The organism is Lonepinella sp. MS14436, from assembly GCF_042470565.1.
Lineage (GTDB): Bacteria > Pseudomonadota > Gammaproteobacteria > Enterobacterales > Pasteurellaceae > Lonepinella.
Genome location: NZ_CP170385.1, coordinates 96,724 through 109,271, shown reverse-complemented (window position 1 = coordinate 109,271; position 12,548 = coordinate 96,724). Strand labels below are relative to the sequence as shown.

General features: G+C 41.4%; 9 protein-coding genes, 2 tRNA genes and 2 rRNA genes. 8 read left to right on the top strand and 5 right to left on the bottom strand.

Annotation, left to right across the window (positions count from 1 at the left end; genetic code table 11):
- The first annotated feature begins 2 nt into the window (after nt 1-2).
- Entirely contained in the window at nt 3-614 is a 612-nt protein-coding gene (locus O1Q81_RS00565; RefSeq protein ID WP_386690829.1) for a YfgM family protein, read from the top strand.
- Nucleotides 615-656: 42 nt separating this feature from the next.
- On the opposite strand, the gene O1Q81_RS00560 is transcribed toward O1Q81_RS00565, so the two are convergent.
- Together O1Q81_RS00560 and sodA are read right to left on the bottom strand one after the other, a co-directional pair.
- Entirely contained in the window at nt 657-1,022 is a 366-nt protein-coding gene (locus tag O1Q81_RS00560; RefSeq protein WP_386695091.1) for a YgiW/YdeI family stress tolerance OB fold protein, read from the bottom strand.
- A 173-nt stretch (nt 1,023-1,195) separates the two neighbouring features.
- Nucleotides 1,196-1,834 carry a superoxide dismutase [Mn] gene (sodA, locus tag O1Q81_RS00555; RefSeq protein ID WP_386697695.1) on the bottom strand — a complete coding sequence of 213 codons (639 nt, stop codon included), beginning with the start codon at nt 1,832-1,834 and terminating at the stop codon, nt 1,196-1,198.
- 102 nt (nt 1,835-1,936) lie between these two features.
- Between sodA and O1Q81_RS00550 the strand changes: the two genes are divergently transcribed.
- Together O1Q81_RS00550 and mnmE are read left to right on the top strand one after the other, a co-directional pair.
- Nucleotides 1,937-2,050 carry an IS3 family transposase gene (locus O1Q81_RS00550; RefSeq protein WP_386695087.1) on the top strand — a complete coding sequence of 38 codons (114 nt, stop codon included), beginning with the start codon at nt 1,937-1,939 and terminating at the stop codon, nt 2,048-2,050.
- A gap of 106 nt (nt 2,051-2,156) precedes the next feature.
- Nucleotides 2,157-3,515 carry a tRNA uridine-5-carboxymethylaminomethyl(34) synthesis GTPase MnmE gene (gene mnmE / locus O1Q81_RS00545; RefSeq protein WP_386698591.1) on the top strand — a complete coding sequence of 453 codons (1,359 nt, stop codon included), beginning with the start codon at nt 2,157-2,159 and terminating at the stop codon, nt 3,513-3,515.
- A 67-nt stretch (nt 3,516-3,582) separates the two neighbouring features.
- On the opposite strand, the gene O1Q81_RS00540 is transcribed toward mnmE, so the two are convergent.
- From O1Q81_RS00540 to metN, 3 genes are read right to left on the bottom strand one after another with little or no spacing between them, the layout of a single operon-like run.
- A complete protein-coding gene (locus O1Q81_RS00540) occupies nt 3,583-4,419 on the bottom strand; it encodes a MetQ/NlpA family lipoprotein (RefSeq protein ID WP_386687655.1) in 837 nt (278 codons plus the stop codon).
- 26 nt (nt 4,420-4,445) lie between these two features.
- Nucleotides 4,446-5,135 carry a methionine ABC transporter permease gene (locus O1Q81_RS00535; protein WP_386695082.1) on the bottom strand — a complete coding sequence of 230 codons (690 nt, stop codon included), beginning with the start codon at nt 5,133-5,135 and terminating at the stop codon, nt 4,446-4,448.
- Nucleotides 5,125-6,162 (bottom strand): methionine ABC transporter ATP-binding protein MetN, encoded by a 1,038-nt coding sequence (metN, locus tag O1Q81_RS00530; protein WP_386687651.1) that lies wholly within the window; start codon nt 6,160-6,162, stop codon nt 5,125-5,127. Before metN ends, O1Q81_RS00535 begins: the two co-directional genes overlap by 11 nt.
- A gap of 166 nt (nt 6,163-6,328) precedes the next feature.
- Between metN and gmhB the strand changes: the two genes are divergently transcribed.
- The 5 genes from gmhB (at nt 6,329) to O1Q81_RS00505 (ending at nt 12,479) form a co-directional block, all read left to right on the top strand.
- Nucleotides 6,329-6,883, top strand: a complete 555-nt coding sequence (gmhB, locus tag O1Q81_RS00525) for a D-glycero-beta-D-manno-heptose 1,7-bisphosphate 7-phosphatase (RefSeq protein WP_386687649.1) — start codon at nt 6,329-6,331, stop codon at nt 6,881-6,883.
- A 330-nt stretch (nt 6,884-7,213) separates the two neighbouring features.
- Nucleotides 7,214-8,752 (top strand): 16S ribosomal RNA (locus O1Q81_RS00520).
- Nucleotides 8,753-8,969: 217 nt separating this feature from the next.
- Nucleotides 8,970-9,046, top strand: a tRNA-Ile gene (locus O1Q81_RS00515).
- Between the two features lie 102 nt (nt 9,047-9,148).
- Nucleotides 9,149-9,224: transfer RNA gene (locus O1Q81_RS00510), tRNA-Ala, on the top strand.
- A gap of 362 nt (nt 9,225-9,586) precedes the next feature.
- Nucleotides 9,587-12,479, top strand: a 23S ribosomal RNA gene (locus O1Q81_RS00505).
- The 16S and 23S rRNA genes sit together here with 2 tRNA genes alongside, the layout of an rRNA operon.
- Nucleotides 12,480-12,548 lie beyond the last annotated feature (69 nt).

Sequence of the window (12,548 nt, the reverse complement as noted above, 5' to 3'; positions counted from 1 at the left end):
TTATGGCTTATACCAGTTTAGAAGAACAAGAACTCAATGAAATTAAATCTTGGTGGAAAGAAAATTATAAAAGTATTATTGCTGCCGTGATTATTGGGGCTGGTGGGGTGTTTGGTTGGCGTTTTTGGCAGGATTACCAAATCACCAAAGCACAAGAAATATCAGCACAATACGATCAGGTGATTTATAGCAATACAGATGCTACCACCAAAAATGCACAAATTGATGCTTTCGTAAAAGAGCATAGTAAAACGGGTTATGCGACCTTAGCGTTATTAGAAAAAGCCAAAAGTGCGGTGCAAAATCAAGAACTTTCTCAAGCAGAAATAACTTTAAAAGAGGCAATGACACAGGCACCAGATGAAATTCTGGCTTCTGTGACTGGTATTCGATTAGCTGAAGTGCAACTACAACAAGATAAATTTGATGATGTATTAAGTACCTTAAATTTAGTAAAAGATGCTAGTTGGGCGGGGAGAAAAAACTTATTAAGTGGCAAAGTTCAGTTAGCCAAAGGCGATAAAGATGCAGCTAAACAAAGTTTTGAATCCGTATTAGAAAATGGTTCAGCGTTAGAACAGCAAGAAGCGAAAGTCTTGTTGAATAATTTATAACCTATAAAAAACGGGCTTTCGCCCGTTTTGCTTTTTTAGACATTAGTCTGCTTTCCGAATATTATAAACTTCAATTTCAGCAGCTTTTAACGCATCTTGATCTACTTTACCTTGAATCGTAATTTTGTCATTTGGTGAAACATTTAGACCATTCCAAGCATGATCATCTACTTCAATTTTAATTTCACCCGTTGAATCTTTAAAGAAAAATTCATCATGATCAATTTGTCTAGTGATGTAACCAGTTAAAATAACCTGAGCATCATCTTTTGCTTTTAAGGCTTGAGCTACGCTTGTTGGTGTTCCAACATAACCACCATTGAAACCGCCTTTTGCATGGTCATTATCAAATCCAGCAAATGCTGTCGTTGAAACAACAATAAGTGCAATAGTCAGTAATTTTTTCATTTTTTTCTCCTTATTGATATATATTGTAGTGCTAGTACATTGCTTGAGGAAAACTGTTTAGCTTTGATTGAGATTAATTAAAACATGGAAATCTTAATTAAATCTTAAGAGCGGTTTATTTTTGAGAAAAAAATCGGCTCATTTGAGCCGATTCCTGTCATGTTTATTTAAAATTATTTAGCATTTTTCTCAAAACGTTCGTTCACAAAATCCCAGTTCACCACATTCCAGAATTCTTTAATGTAATCTGGACGACGGTTTTGGAATTTTAGGTAATAAGCGTGTTCCCAAACATCTAAGCCTAATAATGGGAAACCTTCGCAACCAGCAATTTCTTTACCCATTAATGGATTGTCTTGATTAGCAGTAGAAACTACACTCAATTTACCATCGTTTAACACTAACCACGCCCAACCTGAACCAAAACGAGTGGCTGCAGCTTTTTCAAATTCTGCTTTGAATGCTTCAACAGAACCAAAATCACGTTCAATCGCAGCTTTTAATGCACCTTGTAAGGTAGTGCCTTTTTTCAATGATTTCCAGAATAAACTGTGGTTGACATGACCCCCGATATTGTTACGAAGTGCGGTGAATTTATCTGCAGGTACGCTACTTAAATGATTTTTTAAGAATGACCCAGGGCAATTTTGATCAGCTAGTTTTGCTAACTCTGGTGAGTTTTCTAATACGGCATTAGCATTGTTAATATAAGCCTGGTGATGTTTACTGTGGTGAATTTCCATAGTTTGAGCATCAAAATGTGGTTCTAATGCATCGTAGGCATAGCCTAATTCAGGTAGAGTATAAGCCATAATATTTTCCTTTTTTGATGAGTTGTTATATATTTTTTGTAGAACAGATCTACAAATTCCATATTCATATTAACAAAAAAATTGATTTAGATCATTAAGAATGTGAATTTTTTGTTAAGGAAAATCTTAAACAAACATAAAGAAATAAAAGATTATATTAATTATTACAATAATGAACAGATTCAAGTAAAATTAAAAAAATTATATCTTAGGTAATATAATTCAGTTTCTGGTGTCTTTTAGGAAAGGGATGGTTTTGTAGATATTTCCTATTTAGGATTAGACCCGTTTTATGGTAGTAGAAAATAATATGAAAGAAATAATCAAAGAAACCATAGTAGCACAAGCAACCCCTATTGGTCGTGGAGGGGTGGGAATTTTACGAGTATCAGGACCTTTGGCTAGCCATGTTGCTCAAACCGTGGTAGGAAAAGATCTCAAGCCTCGTTTTGCCAATTACTTACCTTTTAAAGATGTCGATGGCAGCGTATTAGATCAAGGTATTGCGTTATTTTTTAAGTCGCCCAATTCTTTCACAGGGGAAGATGTGTTGGAGTTGCAGGGACATGGTGGTCAAATCGTACTAGATCTGTTATTGAAACGTATTTTGCAAGTGCAAGGTGTGCGTTTAGCTCGTCCTGGTGAATTTTCTGAACAGGCTTTTTTAAATGACAAGCTCGATCTCGCTCAAGCAGAAGCTATTGCTGATTTAATTGATGCCAGTTCTGAACAGGCTGCCCGTTCTGCATTGAAATCTTTACAAGGTGAATTTTCTAATAAAGTTAATCAATTAGTTGATTCGGTTATCTATTTGCGAACTTATGTTGAAGCTGCGATTGATTTTCCAGATGAGGAAATTGATTTTTTAGCAGATGGTAAGATTGAAACTAAATTAAATGAAATTATTGTTCAACTTAATCAAGTGCGAACCGAAGCTAAACAGGGTTCTATTCTGAGAGAGGGGATGAAAGTTGTTATTGCTGGTCGTCCTAATGCTGGTAAATCCAGTTTACTAAATGCACTTGCAGGGCGAGATGCAGCGATTGTTACGGATATTGCGGGAACCACCCGAGATGTGCTTCGAGAACATATTCATATTGATGGAATGCCACTGCATATTATTGATACTGCTGGTTTACGTGATGCTACGGATGAAGTAGAACGTATCGGAATTAATCGTGCTTGGCACGAAATTGAACAGGCTGACCGAGTGTTATTAATGTTAGATAGTACGGATTCGGATAGTCTAGATCTTGACAAAGTGCGGTTAGAATTTTTACAAAAATTACCTGCAAATATTCCTGTTACTATCATTCGTAACAAAACTGATTTAAGCGGTGAAAATGTTGGGTTAAGCGAAGAAAATGGTTACACTACAATTCGTTTATCTGCTCAAACGCAACAAGGCATAGATTTGTTGCGTGAACATTTAAAACAGGCTATGGGATATCAAACTAGCACCGAAGGTGGTTTTTTGGCTCGTCGCCGCCACTTAGAAGCCCTAGAAAAAGCAGCAGAACATTTACAACTAGGGTATATTCAACTAACACAGTTTTATGCAGGTGAGCTGTTGGCAGAAGAGTTACGTTTAGTACAGGCTCATTTAAGTGAAATTACAGGGCAATTTACTTCCGATGATTTATTAGGGAATATTTTTAGCTCGTTTTGTATTGGCAAGTAATTTTAATATAGAAAAAAAAGTACGGTATTTCTACCGCACTTTTGCTATTTATTTTAGTTAGTTTGAATTACCAACCTTTTACTACACCATCTTTAAAATGTTTTACCGCTTCTTGGTAAACTTCCTCGGTTTGGTAGGCTTTTACAAAGTTTTGTACTGCTGCACTGTCTTTGTTATCTTGACGGGCAACGATGATATTTACGTATGGACTGTCTTTATCTTCCACAAACACACCATTGTCAGAAGTATTTAAACCAACTTGACCAGCATAAGTATTGTTAACTACAGCTAAATCTACATCATCTAATGCTCGAGCTGCAACTGCTGTATCAACAGGGGTTATTTGTAGATTTTTTGGATTTTCTACAATATCTAATGGTGTTGCATTTAAATTAGTATTGTCTTTTAATTTAATTAAACCTTGTTTTTCTAATAAGATTAAGGCACGACCTTGGTTAGATGGATCATTTGGTACAGCTACTTTTGCACCGTCTTTTAATTCAGATACATTTTTAATCGTTTTTGAATAACCAGCTAATGGGTAAACGAAAGTGTTGCCTACGATCACAAGATTAGTGATGTTATTTGCTTTGGTATCACTGTCTAAATAAGGTTTATGCTGCATGGCATTGATATCTAAATCACCTTTGCTTACTGCTGGGTTTGGTAATGCGTAGTCGTTAAATTCAACGAATTTTACATTTAGATTATATTTTTCTTTGGCTACTTTAGCAGCAATTTCAGCTACTTGATGTTCAGGACCTGACATGACACCGACAGTAATGGTTTGTGGTGCAGGCTGTGCCGCAGCTGCGACTACTTCAGGTTTCTTCTCATCTTTACAAGCTGTTAAAGCAAATATAGATGTCATTGCAGTGATAGTGAGTAATTTTTTTAAATTCATAAAATGTTCCTTGTTAGAAAGTTAAATTAACGATGATCGAAATGATCAGCGAGTTTATTGCCGTATCTTTCGCAGATCATCACGATTAATACAATGATAATAGTTGCAATCCACAGTACATAAGGCATATTGCGATGTAAACCATAAGAAATGGCAGTATTGCCTAAACCGCCACCACCGACAGCCCCAGCCATGGCAGAATAACCAATTAGTGTGACGAGGGTAAGGGTTGTGGCTTTGATAAGCATTGGTAACGCTTCAGGTAAATAAAACTTGGTGACTAACTGCCATACCGTTGTCCCCATTGCTTTCGCTGTTTCAGTTAAGCCACTAGGAATATCGCCAAGTGCATTGGCAGTTAAGCGAGCAAAAAATGGCATTGCAGCAACACCTAGTGGGATAATAGAAGCAGTTGTACCCAATGTAGTACCGACCAAAAAGCGTGTGATAGGCATTAAGTCGAATAATAAAATAATGAACGGAATAGAGCGTCCAACGTTGATTAAGGCCTCTAAAATACGATTCACTTTAGGGTTTGTTAAGGCTTGATTTGGTTGGGTTAAGAATGTCCATATACCTAATGGTAAGCCGAACACAATAGCAAAAAGTGTCGCTGCAAAACTCATATAAATAGTTTCATAGGTACTTGAGCCAATTAATGCCCATACTTGCGGGGTGATTTGACCGATAAAGCCGTTGATAAAATTATCCCACATAACCTAACACCTCCACACGTACGTTACTTTCCATTAAATAAATTTTTGCTTGGGTAATAGCATCTTCGTCACCTTCTACTTCTGCAATGGTGAAACCGAATTTTGTACCACCAGCGTAATCAATTTGTGACATTAATATGTTAAAGGATACATTAAACCGCCGTGAAGTTTGGGAGATTAATGGGGCATCGACAGAGCGTCCAGTAAATTCAAAGCGAATAATTGGTGATGAATTCGGCGATTTTGGGACATCAGAGAGTAATGCCAGATATTCTTCGGGCAAGTAGTTTTGGAAAGTAGCTTGAATAAATTCTTGTGCTAACTCTGTTTTTGGATTAGAAAAAATTTCACTAACAGTGCCTTGTTCAATTAAGACACCATGGTCGATTACTGCCACTTGATCACAAATACGTTTTACTACGTCCATTTCATGGGTAATTAATAAAATGGTGATGCCTAAAGTGCGGTTAATATCTTTTAATAATTTTAGGATAGATTGTGTGGTTGCAGGATCTAATGCACTGGTGGCTTCATCACATAACAATACGTGCGGATCACTAGCTAATGCTCTTGCAATCGCAACACGTTGTTTTTGACCACCAGATAAATTGGCAGGATAAACATCTTTTTTATCAGTTAAACCAACTAGTGCTAAAAGTGCGGTGACTTTTTGTTGAATTTTTTGTTTGTTAGCTTTTTCTAATTCTAGTGGCAATGCTACGTTATCAAACACTGTGCGAGAGCTGAGTAGATTAAAATGTTGGAAAATCATACCGATATTACGGCGTTCTGCGATAAGTTGATGATCATTAAGTACGGTGAGATCTTTGCCATCAACAATCACTGAACCAGAGGTCGGGCGTTCTAATAAGTTGACACAGCGAATTAACGTGCTTTTACCAGCACCAGAAGCACCGATTACGCCACAGATACTTCCTGCGGGAACATGTAATGAAACATTATCTAATGCGGTGAGTTTTTTGTCTGCAATATCAAAAACTTTGGTGATATTTTTTAGCTTAATCATATAAGCCCTTTAATTAATGATTAAAAATATAATAGTTTTGTGTATTTTAGATGTCTATATGTCTATGTCAATAATTATTCGTTGGCTTTTTAGAATATATCGTTATCAATTAGAACATTTATGTGATAATTAAGAGGATAAATGTCGTATATAAAGGAAAATAAAAATGAATAAAGCAATTTTTTTAGATCGGGATGGTACCTTAAATGTTGATCACGGTTATGTTCATCAAATAGATGATTTTGAATTTATTGAGGGGAGCATTGAAGCCTTACAACAATTAAAATCCATGGGGTATTTGTTGGTAGTAGTGACTAACCAATCAGGGATTGCACGTGGTTATTTTAGCGAAGATCAGTTTTTGCAATTAACAGAGTGGATGGATTGGTCACTGGCAGATCGGGGTGTGGATTTAGATGGGATTTATTATTGTCCGCATCATCCTGAGGGAAAAGGTGAGTTTCGGCAAGAATGTGATTGTCGTAAGCCCAAAGGAGGAATGTTATTGCAGGCGATTAAAGAATTGAATATTGATCCAAGTAGATCTTTTATGGTTGGGGATAAATTGGAAGATTTGCAGGCGGGAATGGCAGCGAATGTGGCTTATAAGGTACTGGTAAAAACAGGAAAACCAATCTCGGAACAAGGTGAAAAATTAGCAGATTATGTGCTGGATAGCGTGGCAGATTTGCCAAAATTGATTAAGAAGCTGAAAAACTGAACAGTCAAATAGAATTTTAGATTTTTTTACAAAAAACACTTGCAAAGGATTTCCAGATCTCTATAATACGCTGCACACAACGACACACTGTTGTGAAAATTGAAATCAAACAGTGTGTCGTTTTATTTTCGCTGCAAAACGGTGAAAATTTGTTCTTTAACAATTTATCAGACAATCTGTGTGGGCACTTGTTGATTGACTAGTTTTAAAAAATTAAATAAAACTTGAAGTCTTAATAGGTGCTTAACTTAGAAATTCATTAACTTTTCATTTTTTTTGAGAGTGAGAAGAAAGATTTAGAAGCAAGCAGTTTATTGAGCGATCGAACTTAAATTGAAGAGTTTGATCATGGCTCAGATTGAACGCTGGCGGCAGGCTTAACACATGCAAGTCGAACGGTAGCAGGAAGTACTTGTACTTTGCTGACGAGTGGCGGACGGGTGAGTAATGCTTGGGGATCTGGCTTATGGAGGGGGATAACTACGGGAAACTGTAGCTAATACCGCGTAGTGTCGAGAGACGAAAGACTGGGAACTTAGGTCCAGTTGCCATAAGATGAGCCCAAGTGGGATTAGGTAGTTGGTGGGGTAAAGGCCTACCAAGCCGACGATCTCTAGCTGGTCTGAGAGGATGACCAGCCACACTGGAACTGAGACACGGTCCAGACTCCTACGGGAGGCAGCAGTGGGGAATATTGCGCAATGGGGGCAACCCTGACGCAGCCATGCCGCGTGAATGAAGAAGGCCTTCGGGTTGTAAAGTTCTTTCGGTGGTGAGGAAAGCTAATAAGTGAATAGCTTATTAGATTGACGTTAATCACAGAAGAAGCACCGGCTAACTCCGTGCCAGCAGCCGCGGTAATACGGAGGGTGCGAGCGTTAATCGGAATAACTGGGCGTAAAGGGCACGCAGGCGGTTACTTAAGTGAGATGTGAAATCCCAGAGCTTAACTTTGGAATTGCATTTCAGACTGGGTAGCTAGAGTACTTTAGGGAGGGGTAGAATTCCACGTGTAGCGGTGAAATGCGTAGAGATGTGGAGGAATACCGAAGGCGAAGGCAGCCCCTTGGGAAGATACTGACGCTCATGTGCGAAAGCGTGGGGAGCAAACAGGATTAGATACCCTGGTAGTCCACGCTGTAAACGATGTCGATTTGGGGATTGGGGTTTAACTCTGGTGCCCGTAGCAAACGTGATAAATCGACCGCCTGGGGAGTACGGCCGCAAGGTTAAAACTCAAATGAATTGACGGGGGCCCGCACAAGCGGTGGAGCATGTGGTTTAATTCGATGCAACGCGAAGAACCTTACCTACTCTTGACATCCATAGAAGAACTTAGAGATAAGTTTGTGCCTTCGGGAGCTATGAGACAGGTGCTGCATGGCTGTCGTCAGCTCGTGTTGTGAAATGTTGGGTTAAGTCCCGCAACGAGCGCAACCCTTATCCTTTGTTGCCAGCATGTAGTGATGGGAACTCAAAGGAGACTGCCAGTGATAAACTGGAGGAAGGTGGGGATGACGTCAAGTCATCATGGCCCTTACGAGTAGGGCTACACACGTGCTACAATGGTGCATACAGAGGGCGGCAAACCTGCGAGGGGGAGCGAATCTCAGAAAGTGCATCGTAGTCCGGATTGGAGTCTGCAACTCGACTCCATGAAGTCGGAATCGCTAGTAATCGCAAATCAGAATGTTGCGGTGAATACGTTCCCGGGCCTTGTACACACCGCCCGTCACACCATGGGAGTGGGTTGTACCAGAAGTAGATAGCTTAACCGGAAGGGGGGCGTTTACCACGGTATGATTCATGACTGGGGTGAAGTCGTAACAAGGTAACCGTAGGGGAACCTGCGGTTGGATCACCTCCTTAGTAATCAGAGGGCAGATGACAGAAGACAGAAGACAGAAATGTCAGGTCACTGTGATATTGTTACTCAAAGAAACGAAGCGACAGCAAGTGTTCACACAGATTGTTTGATAGAACGATGAAAGCAAGTATATTTCAGAAGAAAGTAATTGTGATGAGAAGTTAGGGTGTTCAGTTTTTTCTGTTATCTGTCTTCTGTCATCCGTCTTCTGAGCCCTACGGGTCTGTAGCTCAGGTGGTTAGAGCGCACCCCTGATAAGGGTGAGGTCGGTGGTTCAAGTCCACTCAGACCCACCACTTTCAGATGTCAGATGACAGGAGTCAGATGGCAGAGAAAGTAAGCGTAGGGAATAGAAATAGCAACACTGTCATCTGATAGCTGTTGTCTGTTATCTGAATGGGGATATAGCTCAGCTGGGAGAGCGCCTGCCTTGCACGCAGGAGGTCAGCGGTTCGATCCCGCTTATCTCCACCAAAAAACTTGTTGTTATCATCATTGTTAAGCTAACTTAATATAGAAAACGTAAAAGTTGAAATTGATTTTATATAAGTTAATTTAGCAATGATGATAGGCGAAAGCCACATCTTAATTGTTCTTTAAAAATTTGGAAACAAGCTGAAAACAGAGTTCAGATAGCAGTGGTTAGATAGCAGTTAATGCGACTGATGATTGTTAGATGACTCAACGTTTGAGTAAAAATCTTGTGTGAACAAAAGCACACAAGTCTAGTTATTAAAATCAACTGAAAGTGAAGCAGATTAAGGGTAAAAAAGGTATTAGGACTGTTATCTGAAACCTGTTATCTGACGTCTGTGCGAAAGCACTTGAGGTTGTATAGTTAAGTGACTAAGCGTACACGGTGGATGCCTAGGCAATCAGAGGCGAAGAAGGACGTGCTAATCTGCGAAAAGTTTGGATGAGTCGATAAGAGGCGTTTAATCCAAAATATCCGAATGGGGAAACCCAGTAGATGAAGAATCTACTATCATTTACTGAATACATAGGTAAATGAGGCAAACCGGGAGAACTGAAACATCTAAGTACCCCGAGGAAAAGAAATCAACCGAGATTCTGTGAGTAGCGGCGAGCGAAAGCGGAGGAGCCGTTAGAGATAGCAATAAAACGAAGAGAATGAACTGGGAAGTTCAACGACACAGGGTGATAGTCCCGTATCTGAAAGTTATATTGTGGTACTAAGCTAACAAGAAGTAGGGCGGAACACGAGAAATTCTGTCTGAAGATAGGGGGACCATCCTCTAAGGCTAAATACTCCTGATTGACCGATAGTGAACCAGTACTGTGAAGGAAAGGCGAAAAGAACCCCAGCGAGGGGAGTGAAATAGAACCTGAAACCGTGTACGTACAAGCAGTGGGAGCCGTAAGGTGACTGCGTACCTTTTGTATAATGGGTCAGCGACTTATATTTTGTAGCGAGGTTAACCGAATAGGGGAGCCGAAGGGAAACCGAGTCTTAACTGGGCGGCAAGTTGCAAGGTATAGACCCGAAACCCGGTGATCTAGCCATGGGCAGGTTGAAGGTTGGGTAACACTAACTGGAGGACCGAACCGACTAATGTTGAAAAATTAGCGGATGACTTGTGGCTGGGGGTGAAAGGCCAATCAAACCGGGAGATAGCTGGTTCTCCCCGAAATCTATTTAGGTAGAGCCTTGAGCGAACACCTTCGGGGGTAGAGCACTGTTTCGGCTAGGGGTCCATCCCGGATTACCAACCCGATGCAAACTGCGAATACCGAAGAGTGATACTCAGGAGACACACGGTGGGTGCTAACGTCCATCGTGAAGAGGGAAACAACCCAGACCGCCAGCTAAGGTCCCAAAGTACTAGTTAAGTGGGAAACGAAGTGGGAAGGCTTAGACAGCTAGGATGTTGGCTTAGAAGCAGCCATCATTTAAAGAAAGCGTAATAGCTCACTAGTCGAGTCGGCCTGCGCGGAAGATGTAACGGGGCTAAAACTAGTCACCGAAGCTGCGGCATCAAGAGTAATCTTGTTGGGTAGGGGAGCGTTGTGTAAGCGGAAGAAGGTGAATTGAGAAGTTTGCTGGACGTATCACAAGTGCGAATGCTGACATAAGTAACGATAAAACGAGTGAAAAACTCGTTCGCCGGAAGACCAAGGGTTCCTGTCCAACGTTAATCGGGGCAGGGTGAGTCGGCCCCTAAGGCGAGGCTGAAAAGCGTAGTCGATGGGAAACGGGTTAATATTCCCGTACTTGGTAAAGTTGCGATGTGGGGACGGAGAAGGTTAGGCAAGCAGCCTGTTGGATGGCTGTTTAAGCGTGTAGGTGGGGGATTTAGGCAAATCCGAATCCCAATTCAACACTAAGGCGTGATGACGAGCTCCTAAGGGAGCGAAGTTGTTGATACCACACTTCCAGGAAAAGCCACTAAGCGAAAGACTTTACTAAACCGTACTGAAAACCGACACAGGTGGTCAGGTAGAGAATACTCAGGCGCTTGAGAGAACTCGGGTGAAGGAACTAGGCAAAATAGCACCGTAACTTCGGGAGAAGGTGCGCCGGCGTAGATTGTAGTCTTTTACAGATGAAGGTTGAACCGGTCGAAGATACCAGCTGGCTGCAACTGTTTATTAAAAACACAGCACTCTGCAAACACGAAAGTGGACGTATAGGGTGTGATGCCTGCCCGGTGCTGGAAGGTTAATTGATGGTGTTATCGAAAGAGAAGCACCTGATCGAAGCCCCAGTAAACGGCGGCCGTAACTATAACGGTCCTAAGGTAGCGAAATTCCTTGTCGGGTAAGTTCCGACCTGCACGAATGGCATAATGATGGCCAGGCTGTCTCCACCCGAGACTCAGTGAAATTGAAATCGCCGTGAAGATGCGGTGTACCCGCGGCTAGACGGAAAGACCCCGTGAACCTTTACTATAGCTTGACACTGAACCTTGAATTTTGATGTGTAGGATAGGTGGGAGTCAGAGAAACTTAAACGCCAGTTTGAGTGGAGACGACCTTGAAATACCACCCTTTAACGTTTGATGTTCTAACGAAATATCTGAAACGGGTATTCGGACAGTGTCTGGTGGGTAGTTTGACTGGGGCGGTCTCCTCCCAAAGAGTAACGGAGGAGCACGAAGGTTTGCTAATGACGGTCGGACATCGTCAGGTTAGTGCAATGGTAAAAGCAAGCTTAACTGCGAGACAGACAAGTCGAGCAGGTACGAAAGTAGGTCATAGTGATCCGGTGGTTCTGAATGGAAGGGCCATCGCTCAACGGATAAAAGGTACTCCGGGGATAACAGGCTGATACCGCCCAAGAGTTCATATCGACGGCGGTGTTTGGCACCTCGATGTCGGCTCATCACATCCTGGGGCTGAAGTAGGTCCCAAGGGTATGGCTGTTCGCCATTTAAAGTGGTACGCGAGCTGGGTTTAGAACGTCGTGAGACAGTTCGGTCCCTATCTGCCGTGGGCGTAGGAGAATTGGTTGGGGCTGCTCCTAGTACGAGAGGACCGGAGTGGACGCATCCCTGGTGTTCCAGTTGTTTCGCCAGAAGCATTGCTGGGTAGCTACATGCGGGAGAGATAAGTGCTGAAAGCATCTAAGCACGAAACTTGCCAAGAGATGAGTTCTCCCACACAGAAGTGTGTAAGGGTTGTTTAAGACGAAGACGTAGATAGGCTGGGTGTGTAAGTGATGTGAGTCATTGAGCTAACCAGTACTAATTGCCCGAGAGGCTTAACTATACAACGCTCAAGTGGTTTTGATTCAGATGACGGATGTCAGATGACAGAAGACAGTTGAAGAGCGTGAAA

What these genes read in the sequence shown, in the direction of transcription:
- O1Q81_RS00560 (WP_386695091.1), bottom strand. Translation starts at nt 1,022, where the DNA reads ATGAAAAAATTACTGACTATTGCACTTATTGTTGTTTCAACGACAGCA.
- sodA (WP_386697695.1), bottom strand. Translation starts at nt 1,834, where the DNA reads ATGGCTTATACTCTACCTGAATTAGGCTATGCCTACGATGCATTAGAA.
- O1Q81_RS00565 (WP_386690829.1), top strand. Translation starts at nt 3, where the DNA reads ATGGCTTATACCAGTTTAGAAGAACAAGAACTCAATGAAATTAAATCT.
- O1Q81_RS00540 (WP_386687655.1), bottom strand. Translation starts at nt 4,419, where the DNA reads ATGAATTTAAAAAAATTACTCACTATCACTGCAATGACATCTATATTT.
- metN (WP_386687651.1), bottom strand. Translation starts at nt 6,162, where the DNA reads ATGATTAAGCTAAAAAATATCACCAAAGTTTTTGATATTGCAGACAAA.
- O1Q81_RS00535 (WP_386695082.1), bottom strand. Translation starts at nt 5,135, where the DNA reads ATGTGGGATAATTTTATCAACGGCTTTATCGGTCAAATCACCCCGCAA.
- gmhB (WP_386687649.1), top strand. Translation starts at nt 6,329, where the DNA reads ATGAATAAAGCAATTTTTTTAGATCGGGATGGTACCTTAAATGTTGAT.